The organism is Streptosporangium sp. NPDC005286 (assembly GCF_040607515.1).
Classification (GTDB): domain Bacteria; phylum Actinomycetota; class Actinomycetes; order Streptosporangiales; family Streptosporangiaceae; genus Streptosporangium.
Genome location: NZ_JBEXGU010000067.1, coordinates 1 through 16,019 on the forward strand (window position 1 = coordinate 1; position 16,019 = coordinate 16,019).

Annotated in this window: 17 protein-coding genes and 1 tRNA gene; 14 read left to right on the plus strand and 4 right to left on the minus strand. The window is 66.8% G+C overall.

Annotated features, from left to right (window positions below):
* Positions 1–391: 391 nt before the first annotated feature.
* Both ABZU75_RS23725 and ABZU75_RS23730 read right to left on the minus strand, forming a co-directional pair.
* A complete protein-coding gene (locus ABZU75_RS23725; RefSeq protein ID WP_355558016.1) occupies positions 392–1,105 on the minus strand; it encodes a creatininase family protein in 714 nt (237 codons plus the stop codon).
* A complete protein-coding gene (locus tag ABZU75_RS23730; RefSeq protein WP_355558019.1) occupies positions 1,102–2,433 on the minus strand; it encodes a helix-turn-helix domain-containing protein in 1,332 nt (443 codons plus the stop codon). Before ABZU75_RS23730 ends, ABZU75_RS23725 begins: the two co-directional genes overlap by 4 nt.
* A gap of 1,096 nt (positions 2,434–3,529) precedes the next feature.
* Here ABZU75_RS23730 and ABZU75_RS23735 point away from each other — a divergent pair.
* The 8 genes from ABZU75_RS23735 to ABZU75_RS23770 all read left to right on the plus strand — a co-directional run bounded on the left by ABZU75_RS23735 (position 3,530) and on the right by ABZU75_RS23770 (position 10,103).
* Positions 3,530–4,261, plus strand: a complete 732-nt coding sequence (locus tag ABZU75_RS23735; protein WP_355558022.1) for a GntR family transcriptional regulator — start codon at positions 3,530–3,532, stop codon at positions 4,259–4,261.
* Between the two features lie 122 nt (positions 4,262–4,383).
* A complete protein-coding gene (locus ABZU75_RS23740; RefSeq protein ID WP_355558025.1) occupies positions 4,384–4,809 on the plus strand; it encodes a plasmid replication, integration and excision activator in 426 nt (141 codons plus the stop codon).
* Positions 4,806–5,132: a hypothetical protein gene (locus tag ABZU75_RS23745; RefSeq protein WP_355558028.1), complete on the plus strand. Its 327-nt coding sequence runs from the start codon at positions 4,806–4,808 to the stop codon at positions 5,130–5,132. Before ABZU75_RS23740 ends, ABZU75_RS23745 begins: the two co-directional genes overlap by 4 nt.
* Before the next feature lie 82 nt (positions 5,133–5,214).
* Positions 5,215–6,639 (plus strand): FtsK/SpoIIIE domain-containing protein, encoded by a 1,425-nt coding sequence (locus ABZU75_RS23750; RefSeq protein WP_355558030.1) that lies wholly within the window; start codon positions 5,215–5,217, stop codon positions 6,637–6,639.
* A complete protein-coding gene (locus tag ABZU75_RS23755; protein WP_355558033.1) occupies positions 6,636–6,830 on the plus strand; it encodes a hypothetical protein in 195 nt (64 codons plus the stop codon). Before ABZU75_RS23750 ends, ABZU75_RS23755 begins: the two co-directional genes overlap by 4 nt.
* The gene (locus ABZU75_RS23760) at positions 6,827–8,551 is read left to right on the plus strand and encodes a replication initiator (RefSeq protein WP_355558036.1); all 1,725 of its coding nucleotides are present in this window, start codon (positions 6,827–6,829) and stop codon (positions 8,549–8,551) included. Before ABZU75_RS23755 ends, ABZU75_RS23760 begins: the two co-directional genes overlap by 4 nt.
* A complete protein-coding gene (locus ABZU75_RS23765; RefSeq protein ID WP_355558038.1) occupies positions 8,548–8,742 on the plus strand; it encodes a helix-turn-helix domain-containing protein in 195 nt (64 codons plus the stop codon). The genes ABZU75_RS23760 and ABZU75_RS23765 overlap by 4 nt, the downstream gene beginning before the upstream one ends.
* Entirely contained in the window at positions 8,739–10,103 is a 1,365-nt protein-coding gene (locus tag ABZU75_RS23770) for a tyrosine-type recombinase/integrase (protein ID WP_355558041.1), read from the plus strand. The genes ABZU75_RS23765 and ABZU75_RS23770 overlap by 4 nt, the downstream gene beginning before the upstream one ends.
* Before the next feature lie 233 nt (positions 10,104–10,336).
* On the opposite strand, the gene ABZU75_RS23775 is transcribed toward ABZU75_RS23770, so the two are convergent.
* A tRNA-Tyr gene (locus tag ABZU75_RS23775) sits at positions 10,337–10,421 on the minus strand.
* 472 nt (positions 10,422–10,893) lie between these two features.
* Here ABZU75_RS23775 and ABZU75_RS23780 point away from each other — a divergent pair.
* Positions 10,894–11,388 carry a YajQ family cyclic di-GMP-binding protein gene (locus ABZU75_RS23780; RefSeq protein ID WP_355558044.1) on the plus strand — a complete coding sequence of 165 codons (495 nt, stop codon included), beginning with the start codon at positions 10,894–10,896 and terminating at the stop codon, positions 11,386–11,388.
* Between the two features lie 259 nt (positions 11,389–11,647).
* On the opposite strand, the gene ABZU75_RS23785 is transcribed toward ABZU75_RS23780, so the two are convergent.
* Entirely contained in the window at positions 11,648–12,310 is a 663-nt protein-coding gene (locus ABZU75_RS23785; RefSeq protein ID WP_355558046.1) for an SGNH/GDSL hydrolase family protein, read from the minus strand.
* A 342-nt stretch (positions 12,311–12,652) separates the two neighbouring features.
* Between ABZU75_RS23785 and ABZU75_RS23790 the strand changes: the two genes are divergently transcribed.
* The 5 genes from ABZU75_RS23790 (at position 12,653) to ABZU75_RS23810 (ending at position 16,018) form a co-directional block, all read left to right on the plus strand.
* Positions 12,653–13,261, plus strand: a complete 609-nt coding sequence (locus ABZU75_RS23790) for a TetR/AcrR family transcriptional regulator (protein WP_355558050.1) — start codon at positions 12,653–12,655, stop codon at positions 13,259–13,261.
* Between the two features lie 172 nt (positions 13,262–13,433).
* The gene (locus ABZU75_RS23795; RefSeq protein WP_355558053.1) at positions 13,434–14,423 is read left to right on the plus strand and encodes a hypothetical protein; all 990 of its coding nucleotides are present in this window, start codon (positions 13,434–13,436) and stop codon (positions 14,421–14,423) included.
* 21 nt (positions 14,424–14,444) lie between these two features.
* On the plus strand, positions 14,445–15,020 hold the full coding sequence (locus ABZU75_RS23800; protein ID WP_355558056.1) for a pyridoxamine 5'-phosphate oxidase family protein: 576 nt from the start codon (positions 14,445–14,447) through the stop codon (positions 15,018–15,020).
* 356 nt (positions 15,021–15,376) lie between these two features.
* On the plus strand, positions 15,377–15,517 hold the full coding sequence (locus ABZU75_RS23805; protein ID WP_355558059.1) for a hypothetical protein: 141 nt from the start codon (positions 15,377–15,379) through the stop codon (positions 15,515–15,517).
* Positions 15,518–15,544: 27 nt separating this feature from the next.
* Positions 15,545–16,018, plus strand: coding sequence for a carboxymuconolactone decarboxylase family protein (locus ABZU75_RS23810; RefSeq protein WP_355558062.1), 474 nt, complete (start codon positions 15,545–15,547; stop codon positions 16,016–16,018).
* Position 16,019: the final 1 nt, after the last annotated feature.

Here is a 16,019-nt window from a genome sequence, read left to right on the forward strand (position 1 = left end):
CCAGTCTCAGCAAGAAGGACTCAAAGATCCCGGAACGAAGAAGGCATCCGCCCCCCGACCGGGGAACGCGCCCGCACCGTCATTAGGAACGAAGCATCGGATCGTCGATCGCCCCCGGCCATGCGGGGAGATCGACCGAAGGCAGGCGATCGTAAGGGCGAGACCTGGGCGGCGGTGCGGCCCCGGTGCGGCGAGTGACGGTCTGGTACGGCGAGTGTTGGGTGCGGAGCGCGGCCCTGAGTCCCGCGCCGGCCGGGACCGGCGCCCACGCCGCACGCCCGGACGGCAGGCGGGCGGCGGGCCGTGCGGCGGCGTGCCGCGCCGCCGCCTTGATACCCCATGAGAACAATTCGGCAGTGACTCAGGTCGTGATCGGCTGGTGTGCCGTTACTCAGGGCTTCGCGAAGAGATCCAGCACGTCGCCGAAGCTGTTGGTGAGGCTGTCGAGGAGGGCTTTGCCTTTTTCGGCAGTGGCCAGGGAGGGGCGGCCGATGACTCCACTGTCCGTGTAAGCCTGCATGCCCTTCGTTAGAAGATGACGGCGGTCGTCTGCGATCCAGTCGGCGGAGTGGTAGCCGGGGCGGATCACCTCGGGGCAGGCATGGAGCAGGAGGGAGGTCTCCAGTTCTCCGGCGTGCATGTCCTCGTGCATGGAGCTGGTGAGCCGGGCGGCGGCTCGGGCTTCGTTCCAGTCTTCACGGGAGGGGAACAGCGCCATGTGGCGGCCTTCGGCGTTGCCTTCCTGGACGACGTTGCTCAGCACGTAGTTGCCGCCGTGGCCGTTGACGACGACCAGGGCCGCGGGTCCGGAGCGGGTGACGGAGTCGTAGACGTCGGTGACGATCGCGTGCAGGGTCCGCGCGGAGATGCTGACGGTTCCCGGCCAGGCGCTGTGCTCGTGCGAGCAGGAGATCGTCACCGGCGGAAGCAGCAGTACGGGGTAGGCGTCGGCGATCTGGCGGGCTATCAGGGTCGCGACGATGGTGTCGGTGCTGAGCGGTAGGTAGTCACCGTGCTGTTCGAAGCTGCCGACGGGCAGGATCGCGACCTGGGCGTTGCGCTGTCGTTCCTCGGTGGTGGTCGCGGTGGGCAGCAAGGGGGTCACCGGTCTCCTTGTGGCTGGGATGCTGGCAGGGAGAAGGACTCCGAGAGGATGTCGACCCTGGTGAGCAAGTCTGCCATGTACGGATCTGTCGACCATCGGGCCAGGTGAGCGCGTAGCGCTGTGAGCTGGCCGGCGACTCGGCTGGATCGAAGGGCCTGCATGCGGGACAGAGCGTCTTCGGTCACTGCGCAAGCTTGTTCGCGCTCGCCCGCTATGGCGTAGGCGGTGGCCATGCGGGTCAGGAACAGCACATGGTCGCGCGCCTGGCTGGATTCGGGCCATTGGGAGCGGCTGGCTTCGAATATCGGGATGGCCGCGGTGGCCTCGCCCAGCAGTACGCGGGTCGCGCCGGTCTCCATGGCGATGTAGGCGGGAGTGCAGTACGGGGCACGGTCGCTCTCGCTCTGCACCATCCCTGCGGTGGCTTCGACGAGGGCCATCTCTGAATCACGAGCGGAGTCCGCTGCCTCTCCGAGGTAAGCGTTGGCTGTCGCGCGGGTTCTCAAGATGACCGCTCTGAGCCGGGGAGTGAGGACATCGGGGTTGGCCAATGCTGCGTTCGCCATTCCAAGGCCGTGGCCGTAGTCGCCGGCCTCGGTGGCGATGATGCTTTTGCGCATGAGGATGTAGGAGATGACGCGTTGGTCGCCCAGTTCCATCGCGTAGTCCAGGGCCTTGTTGGTCCACGTGGTGGCGCGGGTGAAATCACCCAGGTCCTGGTGCAGCCATCCGCAGAATTCCAGTAGCTCGCTGGCGAAACTCAAGGCTTCGGCGCGGTCGGCTCCCCGGGTCACCCGGCAGACCTGCCCGATCACGGGCACCTGGTCCTGAACGGCGTTGATCAACAGGAGCGGTCCCATGATGGCCTCGGCCTGGATGTGGCCGGTGAGGACGTGCCGGAGTCCGGAGATGACGGGGCGGCTGGACGCTCCGGTCAAACTGGCCAGGTACGGGGTCAACAGACCTGTGCCTGATGACGGCACCGCTTCGTCAGATGGTGGTGTGCGCTGGGGATGCGGGCTGATGGCGGGAAGTCGTCGCGGTGCCAGGCCGAGAGCCAGCCTGGCGGAATCGGGCATGTCCAGGCCGTCGGCGACGCGCTCGAACACCTCGAACGAGGTGACCTTGATCGTTCCCCTCATGATCTCGCTGATCTTGCCCTGGCTGAGATTCACGGCGGTGCCGATGCGGGTTTGGCTGACCCCGGTGTACTGGCGGATTAGTTGAAATACCTGGCCGATATTGCGATTTCGGAGAGCCGTTAGCATTTCCGGGCGCTGCCACAGTTCCGGCAGGATAACGACTGGTTTAGTCGCATCTGCTGGCATACGCGCTATCTCCCCTTACTGCCTCGGCTTCCGAATACCCAACGCTTGCCGCTGCGAGTTATCCCGTCAAGGGATATCGACTATTCGGGGCAAGGATTCCGGCCTGGGATGGGTTGGCCGGCCCCTGATGACGACCCTTGATCCATGGTTGCCGAGGATGAGTCGACGGATCAGGGGTGCGGGACCTGCTGCGGCCGTGGCTGGCGGTGGATCCGTAGGAGTCGCGCCGATGTCGAGTGCCGCATTGACGGCCAGGTCGTAAAGCCGGTCCGCATCGAGTGCTTCGACTGCCTGGGCTCCGGCGAGATGGCGGCCTGATGAGCGGGAATGGGATTCCGGCCATCAGCCGACAGAAAGCGATCACGCCGGTGCGGGCGGCGCGGTGTCTGCGGGCTGAGTTGGCCGCGTTGAACATCGCCTCGGATGTTCATGACGGGTACGGGCTGGCGCTGGTGTCGGTCTGGTTCGGGCTGGTCGTGTGGACCGACGGCCGGGTGTTTCGCTGGTGGGCCGGACAGGAGGAAGGGCGGGCTCGACGTCGGCGCTACGCCTTCTGCCCCGCGAATGATCCGGTGACAGCCGCGCGTCGTGTGGCCGATCGTTGCCTTGAGCTTCGCGAGCGGGGGCCTGTTCCGGTTCCCGGTCCGACTGGTTGTGCTCCGCAGTGATCGAGCTGACGGGCTGCCTGAGCCCACACGTGTCCACACCGCAGCGTGATCACACGCGGCTCGTCTGGCTGACCCCCGACGAGTGGACAACGCGCCTGCGGGTGATCACTTGGACCTGCCGGTGCCGGGCCACGTTGTATGAGCTGTGCCAGGCCGGAGGACAGGGGTTCATCCGCCGCACGCTCCAACTGGACGGCAGTCCGGAAGTTCACGAGACCTATCGATGGCCGATCCGGCAGGCCAGCGATATCTGGAGGGCGTTGCTCTCCGGTGAGGCCCGATAGGCGGGCGCGGCGGCATGGCTGGCCTCGGTCTTCGGTGTCGCCGCGTCATGGGGTGAGGGCTTCCTGTCGGTCGAAGGGCTTCGCATCGTCGACATGCGCTGATAGCCTGCTTGGCTAGGCAAGCATGTTGAATGTGAGGCTTCAATGTCGTTTGAGTACACGCCTCCCAAGTACGCGCAACTGATCACCGAGCTTGAGCGGCGCATCGACTCCGGCGAGTATCCGGCGGGCTCGCTGCTACCCAGCGAACACACGCTCATGGCGGAGTTCAGCATGGCACGGCCCACGGTGGTCAAGGCTCTCGGCGTACTGCGCGACCAGGGATGGATCGTCACCCAGCAAGGCAAGGGCCGTTTCGTGCGCGGTCGCCCGGCGATCCCCAAGGACCAGAAGGCGCGCACGGGCCGCGAGCTCCTCGACCGGACAGAGACCCAGGCCGCGAGCAAGCTGCTGGCGGCCGGACCGGTGGAGGCTCCCAACCGCATCGCCGCCTATCTCGGTCTGGAGCAGAAATCCGCGGTCGTGCTGCGTAAGATCCTGGTGGAGCGCGACGGCGAACCTACCGAGATCTCCGCCACCTGGGTTCCGGCCACTGTCGCCGAGGGTACGGCCCTGGCGGAGTCGGCCGATCTGCGGCAGGGCATCCGGCGCTACGTGGAGAGCGCGGCCGGCGTCTCCCTGGATCACATCATCGAGCACATCACCGCGCGCAACCCCACGGCTGAGGAACGCAAACTCCTGGGCGTGAAGAACTCAGCTGCACTGCTGGCCGTGTACGCCGTCGCCTGCGATGCGACGGGCAAGCCGTGGGTGGTGGTGGAGACCGTACTCCCCGGTGATCTTCACGAGCTGGAAGACGCCTACCCGATCCGGTAATCCAACTTTCCCCACGAAGCCCGCTTGGTGCACTTGACTAACCAAGCGGGCTTCGTGCTTAATGTAGAAGCAACTTGGTCAGTCAAGCAGACTGGCCAACCAAGAAGAGGAGTTGTTGCGCTATGGCCATCCAAGGCCCCATCCCCGTCCGTTTCGAGCAGGTCTTCCCGCACGGCTGCTTCATCGTCGGCGAGGTCGAGCAGGTCAAGGACTTCGACGCCTCGTCCAAGGGCCGCACCGTCTACGCCAAGGACAAGAACACCGGGGAACTGGTGTGGCAGGTCGCGGTCATGGACGCCGATCCGACCGTCAAGGCCGGACAGAAGACGGTCTCGGTCAAGATCCTGTCCCCGGTTCAGCCGATCGTTCCGGCTGCGCTGCCGGGTCTGCCGTTCGTGCCGGTGGAGTTCGACGGCATGACCGCCACCGCCTACGTCGCCCAGAACACCGGACGATTGGCCTGGTCCATCCGGGCAACCGCGATGCGCCCTCCCCGCACCGCGGCGGCTCCGGTCAAGGCTTCGGCCGGTAAGGACGTGGCGGCGTGAGCGAGCACCTTCCCTACACCCGCGCCGTGGTGACGTTCGACGAAGACGGCACCCGGCTCGACACCTCGTTTCGCACTCCGTACCTGTCGGTCACGGTGCTGGGCGCCGAGGGCGGGCGGCCGTTCCTGCACCTGTCCTCCTGTGAGGCACAGGTGATCATCTCCACCACCGGCGGCGGACCGGTCACCGAACGGGACGTGACCCTCGCCCGGCAGATCGCCGAAGCAGCTGCACGCTACCTGGCCGACTGCGAGCGCCTGCACACCGAACAGTCCACCGGCCTCCACCAGGTCGACGAGTCCGAGCAGGGCAAGGCGGCCTGACACGAAGCGGGGCCGCTGGAACTGGCATTCCGGCGGCCCCTCGGTTCTCCCCAGACGCGAATCAAGAGAGGTCTCAAGCCTAATGTTCAAAAAACTGCCCGGCGACGAGGCGCGCACCCTCGTCTCCACGACCCCCGACACCGCCATAGTGTTCCGCCCGGCCGTGGTCCGTACCCCGGCCATCTTCACCATCACCATCTTCCTGTGGCGGCTGCTGGCCGGAATCGTTCGGCTCATCTGGCGTCACCCGATCGCCCTGGCCCTGCTCGCCGTGCCCTCCGTACTCGGTGTTCTGTACGGCTGGCGCGTCGCCCTGGTCGCCGTCACCGTTCCCATCTCACTGCTGGCTCCGTGGCCGTTCTTCGATCGGGCCTCGTTCAACCGCTGGATGGGCTGGCGACTGCTGGCCTGGTGGCGGCTGGTGTGGGTCTACCGGCGGCACTGGCAACCAGTGATGATCATCTCTGGGCTCGGCCGTCACCTTCAGGGCCGGGACTATCTGCCTCACCTCGTCCGCGTCACCTGCACCTCGTGGGCCGATCTGGTCACGGTGAAGATGATCAGCGGCCAAGCGGTCAAGGACTGGTCCGACCGTATCGAGCACCTAGCCCACGGGTTCGGCGCCACCTCGTGCCGAGTGACCGTCGCCCGGTCGGGCCGGCTGCTGCTGGTCTTCCCTCGGCGTGATCCGCTGGCCACCCCCTTACCCGCGCTGCCGATCCCCCAGGTGGCTTCGGTCGGGCCGGTCGAGATCGGCCGGTGCGAGGACGGTACCCCCTGGCGACTCAAGGTCCACGGCACTCATGTCCTGGTGGCCGGTGCCACCGGAGCGGGCAAGGGCTCCATCATCTGGTCTGTCATCCGGGGTCTGCTGCCTGCGGTTCGGACGGGTCTGGTCCAGGTCTGGGCGCTGGACCCCAAGCGGATGGAACTGTCCTTCGGCCGTGACCTGTTCAGCACCCGGTACGCCGCGAGTCCGGCGGCCTGCGCCGATCTGCTGGAAGCGGCCGTGTCGATCATGCAGAAGCGGGCCGATCGGTTCGCCGGAGTTCAGCGCTCCCACACGCCCACCGTCGATGACCCGTTCGTCCTGGTGGTGGTCGACGAGGTGGCGTTCCTGACCGCCTACCAATCCGACAAGGGCCTGAAACTGCGTATCTCGGCTGCGCTGGCGACGCTGACCACGCAGGGCCGGGCGGTCGGGTTCGGCGTCATGGCGGCCCTCCAAGACCCCCGCAAGGAGGTCATGAACGTCCGCAACCTGTTCCCCGACAAGATCGCCCTCCGGCTGGACGAGTCCGAGCAGGTGGACATGGTCCTCGGCGACGGCGCACGCGATCGAGGCGCGCTGGCCGATCACATCTCCCCGGTTCCCGAGCAAGGGGCAGGCATCGGCTACGTCCGTCTGGAAACCTCGCCCGACCCGATCCGTGCCCGTGCCGGCTACGTCTCCGATGCCGACATCCGCGCCATGGTCGCCGACTTCGCCGAGGAGGCAAACCAGTGAAGATCATCATTCAGGGCACCCTCGCCGAGATCGACATGATCCCCTTCCGCCTCCTCGGCTCCCTGGTCGACTCCCCGCCACGGTTTGAGCTGGTGCTGTCCAACCTGGTCAACATCCGGCTGCGCCGCGACCCCTACAGCGCCTCCTACCGGTTCACCGCCGACGTGCTCGCCCCAGAGGAGGACAGGTGACCGACGCCCCCACCTCCCCATCCATCTCCTCGCCGGACGGCTCCGACCGCACTCTTCCCCGCCTCGTCCGTGACACTCTGCCCCTTGCCCTGGACGTCGCGGTGGAAGTCGCCAAACTCAACGGGGTCTGCATCCGCCCCCTCGAACTGCGGCGCCTTGACACCCACACCGGCATGACCGAGTCGTTCAATATCCCCTGCGGGACCACCCAGGAAGCCAAGTGCCCGCCGTGCGCTCAGCGCAACAAGCAGCTGCGCAAAGCCCAGTGCCGCGAGGGCTGGCACCTGGATCACGAACCCATCGCCGAACCCCATCCCTCCACCGAAGACCAGCGGTGGCTGATCGAGTTCCGGGCCGACGTGCAGGCCAAACGGGACGAGGCTGAGCAGGATGGGGAAGACACCCTCGACTGGGACGAGGCAATAGCCGGGATCGATGCGGAGATCAACGCCGCTGGGATGCGCGGCAACGTCCTGGGCGGGCGGACGGCTCCCAAGCGTTCCCGCTCGACAAGGCGGCGCCAAGATGCGCCGGACCTGCCCAAGCGGGCCAAGCAGGACACCACCCTCGGCCGGACCTTCATCGCCCCCGATGGCAGGGTCTACCGGCCGTCCCTGTTCGTCACGCTCACCCTGCCCTCCTACGGCAAGATCCGTTCCGGTCTGGGCGTGCCGGTCGATCCGAGCACCTACGACTACGCGGCGGCGGCTCGCGATGCGCTGCACTTCTCCAAGCTGGTCGACCGGTTCGTGCAGAACCTGCGGCGGGTGGCCGGCTACGACGTGCAGTACTTCGCCACCGTCGAACCACAAAAGAGGCTCGCTCCGCATCTGCACATGGCCATCCGCGGCACCATGCCCCGCGCGGAGATCAAGGCCATTGCCGCCGCGACCTACCACCAGGTGTGGTGGCCATCGGTCGATGAAGTCCGCTTCGACGGTGACCACCTGCCCATTTGGGCGGAACGAGCCGAGCTGGGTGACGGCGCCACCTACCCGGATGGACAGAGCGGCGACTACCTCGACCCTGTCACGGGTGAACTGCTGCCCACCTGGGACGAAGCCCTCGACCAGCTCGACACCGACGAGACGGCCGAACCCCTGCACGTGGTGCGCTTCGGTCCTCAAGTCGATGTTCAGGGCATCGTCGCCGGATCACCGGACGCACACAAGCGCATCGGCTACCTCACCAAGTACCTGACCAAGAACCTCGGTGACCCCCTCGACCCTGACGACCAAGACAACCAGGCCCGTCGTGACCACGCCGTGCGGATGGTCGAAGCACTGCGCTACGAACCGTGCTCACCGACGTGTCCGAACTGGCTGCGCTACGGCATCCAGCCCAAAGGCGCCAAGGCGGGCATGCTGCCGGGCCGGTGCAAAGGCAAGGCACACAAGGCCGAACACCTCGGCTACGCGGGCCGTCGGGTCCTGGTCTCACGCAAGTGGTCCAACAAGACCCTGCGCGAACACAAGCAAGACCGGCGGGCCTGGGTACTCGACATGCTCGGCCTTCCCGACGAGACGGTAACCGACCCGCACCGCTACGTCTGGCGGCCGGTCTCTTCCAAGGATCCCAACCGCACACCGCTGGCCAAACGCCTGCTGCGCGAAGTCGCCAACCGTCAGCGCACCCGCGCACGCCTGATCGAACTTCAAGCCAGAGCGGACGGACAACCCGTTTCAGATCTTTCGGTAATCGAGACTCGGGAGGCGGCATGAGCAAGAACCGCGACCAACTCATGACCGTTCCGGAGATCCTCGACGAACTCGGCGGGGTGTCCCGGCGCACCTTCTACCGCTGGCGGGAGATCGGCCACGCTCCGCAGGGCCTCAAGCTCCCGAACGGCGAGATCCGCATTTACCGCAGCGAGTTCACGGCCTGGCTTGAGACTCTTCGGGAGGCGGCGTGAACACCTCCTACGACGTGAAGTTCTGGGAGATCCGCCGGAACGAGACGAGCAAGACGCCGTCCTACGTGACCCGTTGGAAGGTCGGTGGTCGCCAGAAGTCGAAGACCCTGCGGACCAAGGCACTCGCCGAGAACCTCCTGTCGGACCTGCGGCAGGCAGCGAAGCGGGGGGAAGCCTTCGACATGGAGACCGGGCTCCCGCTCTCCATGCTTCAGGCCAAGAGCGCCCGGACGGTCTTCGAGTTCGTACGGGCCTACATCGACATGAAGTGGCCTCACGCGGCGGCCAAGAGCCGGGACAGCATGTCCGACGCGCTCTCGACGGTGCTCCCCGCGCTGACCAAGGATCGGCCCGGCCGTCCCGATGCCGAGACCCTGCGAACCGCCCTCCGCAAGTACGCGCTCCTCCCGAACTGCAAGAGCCTCGACGTTCCCGCCGAGATGGCGCAGGCGATCCGCTGGCTTGAGGCGGCCTCTCTCGACCTGGTGGACCTGGGCGAGACCAAGGTCGTGCGGCTGGCGCTGGATGCGCTCGCCCTTCGTCTGGACGGCAAGGCCGCGGCGCCGAACACGATCGCCCGTAAGCGGGCCGTCTTCCATGCCGTGCTGGAGTACGCGGTGGAGTTGGAAGAGCTGGCGGCCAACCCGCTGCACAAGGTCAGGTGGAAGCCTCCCAAGACCACCGAGACCGTTGATCCTCGCGTCGCGGTCAACCCCCGGCAGGCTCAGGAACTCCTGACCATGGTCACCTACGTCGGCAGGCGTGGCCGGGGCCGGCGACTCATGGCGCTGTTCGCCTGCATGTACTACGCGGCGTTGCGCCCGGGTGAGGCGGTCGGCCTGCGTCTCCAGGACTGCCACCTGCCCGCGAAAGGCTGGGGACGGTTGACGATCGACGTCTCCCGGCCCGAGGTCAACAGGCAGTGGACGGACAGCGGGGATGCCCACGAGGAACGGGGCCTCAAGCACCGAGGCAATGCCGACGTCCGGCCGGTGCCGATCCCTCCCGAACTCGTGAAGATCCTGCGGCAGCACATCGACGAGTACGGGACTGGCGCGGACGGGCGCATCTTCCGCAGCGAGCGCGGCGGCGTGATCGCCTCGACGGCCTACACCGAGGTCTGGCAGGAGGCACGGGCACTCGCTCTCACTCCGGCTCAGGTCGCCTCTCCCCTGGCCCGGCGGCCGTACGACCTGCGGCACGCGGCGGTCTCGCTCTGGCTCAACGCGGGCGTCCCCGCTCCCGACGTGGCCGAGCGGGCGGGCCATGGCGTGGACGTCCTGCTGAGGGTCTACGCCAAGTGCCTCGACGGACAGAAAGAGATCGCCAACCAGCGGATCAGTGACGCGCTGACCGCATGAGACGCACACCGCACGACCAGGGTCCCGGACACCACCGGGACCCTTCGGCGTTCCAGGGCCGGTTCTCGCCCGTACGGCACTCGGAAAGCCCGATGCCACCTGGGAAAACAGCCTCAAGATCATTGCGCGTATATTGCGCGACCACCGACATAGGGCCGCTCAGAGCGGCATACGGCTGCATGTCCCGGAAAAGCAAAAGAGCCCCTCGCGGGGCTCTGAGCTGGGGAAATCCCTGGTGGCAGGTGCAGGACTTGAACCTGCGTAGGCTGAGCCGACGGTTTTACAGACCGCTCCCTTTGACCACTCGGGCAACCTGCCGCGTCCTCCGCGTGCCGCGGCGACAGGAAAAGAATAGCGGACTTCCAGTGGGGTCGTGACATCCGCGGAGGGCACCCGCCGATAGATGGGCACACTGGGACTTTTGGGGCGGGCGTTGTCGCTCGTGCCGGTCTTGAGCGGGGCGGGCGAGGCAGGAGGGACGTCGCGATACGGGCGTGATACGGGGTTCGGCGGCGGGTATCGGGCGGGTGAGGCGGGCGGGCCGGGGGTGACCTGAGGGAGAGCCGGCCGTGGAGTGGGACGGCGGAGCGGGGTAGCGGAGTGGGACGACACGCTGTGGGCGAGGCGGGACACACTGCCGCCCCAGCATTGACAGGAGATGCTGGATAGGCTGATCCGTTACGTACGCGTCTACCGAACCTGCTCGCGGACGCCGCCGCGGTTCGCGGACCGCGATATTCGGGAGCCGGGCAGCGGGTGATAGTTCCAGCAGTTCAAAGGGGATTGGGCTTTGGCGGATTCATCGTTCGACATCGTTAGCAAGATCGATCATCAGGAGGCCGACAACGCGCTGAACCAGACGGTCAAGGAGGTCGGGCACCGGTTCGACTTCAAGGGTACCGGCGCGACGATCGCCTGGTCGGGTGGTCAGAAGGCCGTCGAGATCAAGGCCAACAGCGAGGAGCGCGCCAACGCGGTCCTCGACGTGTTCAAGGACAAGCTGATCAAGCGTGGCCTGTCGCTCAAGATTCTTGACGCGGACGAGCCCAAGCTGTCCGGCAAGGAGTACCGCCTTCTGATCACCCTCAAGGAGGGCATCGACCAGGAGCAGGCCAAGAAGATCTCGAAGATCATCCGGGATGAGGGGCCCAAGGGGGTCAAGGCCCAGATCCAGGGTGATGAGCTGCGGGTGAGTTCCAAGAAGAGGGACGAACTGCAGGAGGTCATCGCCCTTCTCAAGGGCAAGGACCTGGAGGTCGCCCTCCAGTTCACCAACTACCGGTAGACCGAGGGCCGGGCGGAGCCGTGACTCGCACGGTTACCGCCCTCCACTCTCAGATGCACGCTGCCGAGAGTGGAGTCGACGACAGGCGCTTCGGGCCACTCTCCTCCGGACGCGTTCAAAGCGATCATGAGGCTTGAGTGGCCCAGAGCCACCCGGTATCGGATGGTCCACCGCGACCGGACGGCTTCCTGCTTCCGAAAACGCACCGCCATGCTCAGCGGGTGCCCGCGACGGTTCCAGCGATGGACGCACGCGCCCTTCAGGCCGAGGCGAGGTGACGGCCCAGTCGTCTGATGGTCTCCGCGGCGAGCAGGGCGTGGCCCCGCATCGAGGCATGGATCATGTCTGAGCTGTACGTCGAGATATCGGCGCAGGCGGGGTGGCTCCACATGTCGACGACCAGCGCGCTGTGCCTGGCGGAGACCGCGCTCACCCGCTCGTTCAACCTCAGCAGTTTAGGACTGAGCGCCTCAAGCTGAGGGATGGCCGAGGCGATGTTCATGAGGCGGTACGTGATCACTGTCGCACCGGCCGCCCGTAATCCGCCGATGATGGCGTCCAGCTCGCCCTCGACCGCGTCCATGTCGACCACCGGGCGGAACAGGTCGTTGCCCCCGCAGATCACGGCCGCGAGGTCGGGCCCGAAGTCCAGTGCCCGGCCGAGCTGCTGTTCCCGCACCTCGGCGGCGACCAGGCCGCGCAGGCCGAGGTTCACATAGGCCAGGTCGGGCCGGCACCGGGCCAGCGCCTCCTGGGTCCGGTCCGCCCAGGGCAGGGTGCGGTAGCCGGGGGCAGGCTCGCCCAGCCCTTCGGCGAGGCTGTCGCCGAGCACCGCGAACCGCTTCCACGGGGCGGTGGCGAGGAGCCTGTCGGCCTCCTTCGCCGGGAGGTGGAAATCATCGGTTGAGACGTCTTCGGTCACGTTCACTGCCTTTCTGGGCATCGGTCCGGCCCAGCTGGTGGCCGACCCGCCTGCCGACAGCATAAGAACGAACGATCGTGCTATCAACACCCATCAAGCTGGAAATTGTCTGGTTGATTTAACAGAACGTTCGTGCTTAAAGTTTGACTCGCGAAGGACATGCTCGACAGCTGTTCCGGCACTGCTCGGCTCCGGACCACGGCGGGCCGGTCGCGCCGGGGAGCACGGCTCGGGCAGCCCGCCGCGTATGGTCTCCGCACCGGCTGTCGCCGATCAGTGACGAGCCGCTGTGCCGACGGGATCCAGTGGACGGGAACGGTTGAGATGACACAGGACGGGCGTGTGGTGCGCGGGGACCAGACCCGGCAGCGAATCCTGGACCGCGCGATGGCCATCGCGTCCCAGGACGGGCTCGAAGGGCTGTCGATCGGGCGCCTCGCCACCGACCTCGGGGTGAGCAAGAGCGGGCTGTTCGCACACTTCGGCTCGAAGGAGGAGTTGCAGATCGCGGTCGTACGGGCTGCCGAGGAGGTCTTCACCCGCGAGGTGGTCAAGCCGGCGCTGCGGACCGCGCCCGGCCTGCCACGCCTGGTCGAGCTGTGCGGGGGCTGGCTCGACTACTCAGAACGGCGGGTCTTCCCCGGCGGTTGCTTCTTCTACGCGGCGGGTGCGGAGTTCGACTCACGGCCTGGCCGGATCCGCGATCTGCTGGCCCAGGCACGCCGCGACTGGCTGCGCCTGTACGAGCAGACCATCCAGGACGCCCAGCAACTCGGCCAGCTCGACGCGGATGTCGAACCGGCCCAGCTGGCGTTCGAGTTCGACGCGCTCGCCACCGCGGCGAACTCGGCCGCGCTGCTGCTCGACGACGCCTTGGCGTACCGGCGCTCGCGCGCCGGGATCCGTGCCCGGCTGCGCGCCCTGGCCACCCGGCCGGAAGAGGTTCCCTGACGATTCCACAGCGAGGCCCAGTCCGGGTTACCTGAAATGCCGGTGGCCGAGAACCGGCCCCGGTCCCCCTTCCGCTTCCGCGGCGCGACCGTCTCTCCGGACCTTTCGCCGGCTCTTGACGCAACTTTTCCCGCCGGGGCCCCATCTATCAGGGGGACGGAAGGAAACACCGATGAGACCCTCACACGGATTCGCCGTACTCGCAGTCGCCGCCGTAGCGGCCACCGGCATGATCGCCACTCCGGCAGCGGCGAAGACGGACAACCCGGCCAGGTACGCCTGGCTCAAGAGCTGCCCCAAGGGAGACGGCAGCGTCCCCTGCGGTTCGTGGATGCTGACCCTGCGCAGCGGGAAGACCGTCAAGCTGCCCGACGCGCAGGTCCACCCCAGGTCCGCAGGTGGCAAGGTGGACAGGACCGCCAGCAACTCGATCTCCATCAGCGACGACGGCCGCTTCGTGAACTACTTCAAGGGCGGCGAACTCGTCGTCCGTGAAGTGAGCAGTGGAAAGGTCCACCCGCTGCCGGGTGGTACCGCGAGCCTGCCCAAGGGGATCGGCCAGAGCGACGTGGACACGACGCTCTCTCCTGACGGCTCGGCCATCGCGGTCGACTACTATGACGCCGCGAACAGGCTGCCGACCCTGGTCATCAACCTGAAGACCGGCGAGACGGCCAAGCTGCCGCCGAAGAACAGCCTGATGGGTTTCAGCCCCAGCGGGAAGTACCTGCTCACCTCCCGATTCACCGATGACAACACCACCGAGTTCGTGGTCTTCGACGCCGAAGGCAACAGGACGGCGAGCCAGATCATCCCGCAGATCGTGTCCAACAACGCGCCTGTCGCACTGGCCGACGACGGGAACACCGTGGCCCTGGTCATCTCCAGCGAATCGAGCAGGCCCCGCCTGCGTACCTATGACCTGTCCTCTGACACCGTCTCCGAGGCGATCGGAATCGGCATGCCCAAGGGCGAGGCCGCGCAGCGTCTCTCCTGGGACACGGCCGGCTCGCTCACCCTCTGGACCAGCCGCAGCGACCAGGAGGGCGAGCTGGGCTCCGCCGTGAAGCGAACGCTGAACGCCGAGACCGGGAGCACTCACAAGCTGGACTCCTTCAGACTCAGGAAGAACGCGTGGGTCTGGTGGCTGCCCGGCGAGTGACCGTGAATTATCTTCGCTTTTATGGGGAAAATTCATGACAAGATCAATGACCGGCTGCGCGAGTTCATCAAAGCGCAGCCGGTCTATTTCGTGGCGACGGCTCCCGAGCAGGGCGGTCACGTCAACATGTCCCCCAAGGGATACGCCGACACCTTCGCCGTTCTCGACGACACCACCATCGCCTACCTGGACCTGGACGGCAGCGGGGTGGAGACCATCTCCCACCTCCGCCAGAACGGCCGGATCACGGTCATGTTCTGCGCCTTCTCCGGCCCTCCCAACATTCTTCGCCTGTACGGCACCGGCCGGGTCGTCGTACCGGAGAGCCCTGACTTCGCCACACTGATCAAGAGCTTCGGCCCGCACCCGGGTGTGCGGTCGATCATCGTCGTCGACTGCGACCGCATCGCCGACTCCTGCGGCTTCTCCGTGCCGTTCATGTCCTTCGACAGTGACCGGACGCTGCTGGACGAGTGGGCGGGCCGCAAGGACGTCCAGGAGCGGCGTGCCTACCGGGCGAAGAAGAACCGCGAGAGCATCGACGGCATCCCCGGTCTCTCCTCCGAGGAGACCGACCCGGTCACCCAGCACTCCTGAGACCACCGCCTCACCCGGACCGGCCCCTGAGGACCGGCCTTTTCGCCCTGGTCCGACCGGGCTTTCTCCGAGGTCGGATGACACCCATGATGCCAAGCGACACGAGGGTGTCAGTGCGCGGGCGTTCGGTTCGCCGTGCCTGATGCTCCCAGACCCGCGGGTGGGCCTGTGCGTGGTGTCAGGAGAGGCCTTCGGGGAGGATCGGACCGGATTTCGGCGGAAGCCGTAGATGAGGCTCGGCGTGCGGGTGGTGGCGCGATCAGGACTGGCTGACCGGTGACCCACTGCGCCGCCTCCGCCGCCGGGCACGCGCACCGGACCGGACCCGGGCGCTGCCTCGGGCCGAAATGGAGGCGTTGCCGACCCGCCCGGACCTGGCCCTGCGCGAGCGCGCCCAGCAGATCGACGCCGAGCCGGCCGGGCTCGGTGGCCGGGAGACGCAGGTCACATTCGTCTATGTCACAGGGGGTCGGGCTACCCCGTCTCAGGGGGTGTAGCCATCAACGACCACAGAGGAGCACACCATGGACGCGCGACTCAACTACTTCGCCGACCCGACCGCCGGCAAGGTCCTCAAGTACTTCATGTCGGCGGGAAAGGTGCTCAAGGACTCGCCGCTGCCGACCGCCACGCAGGAACTGGTGGCGCTTCGGGTAAGTCAGATCAACGGCTGCGCCGTCTGCATCGACATGCACACCAAAGAGGCCGTCGCTGCCGGCGAGACCTCGGTGCGACTGAACCTGGTCGCTGCGTGGCGGGAGGCCACGGTCTTCACCGAGGCCGAGCGTGCCGCGCTGGAGCTGGCGGAGGAGGGGACCCGGGTCGCGGATGCGGCCGGTGGGGTCAGCGACGAGGTGTGGGCGTACGCCGCCAAGCACTACGACGAGGGGCAGCTCGCCGCCCTGGTGCTCCTGGTCTCCTTCATGAACACGGCGAACCGGCTGAACATCATCACCCGGCAGCCGGCCGGCGACTACGTGCCCGGGCAGTTCCACTGAA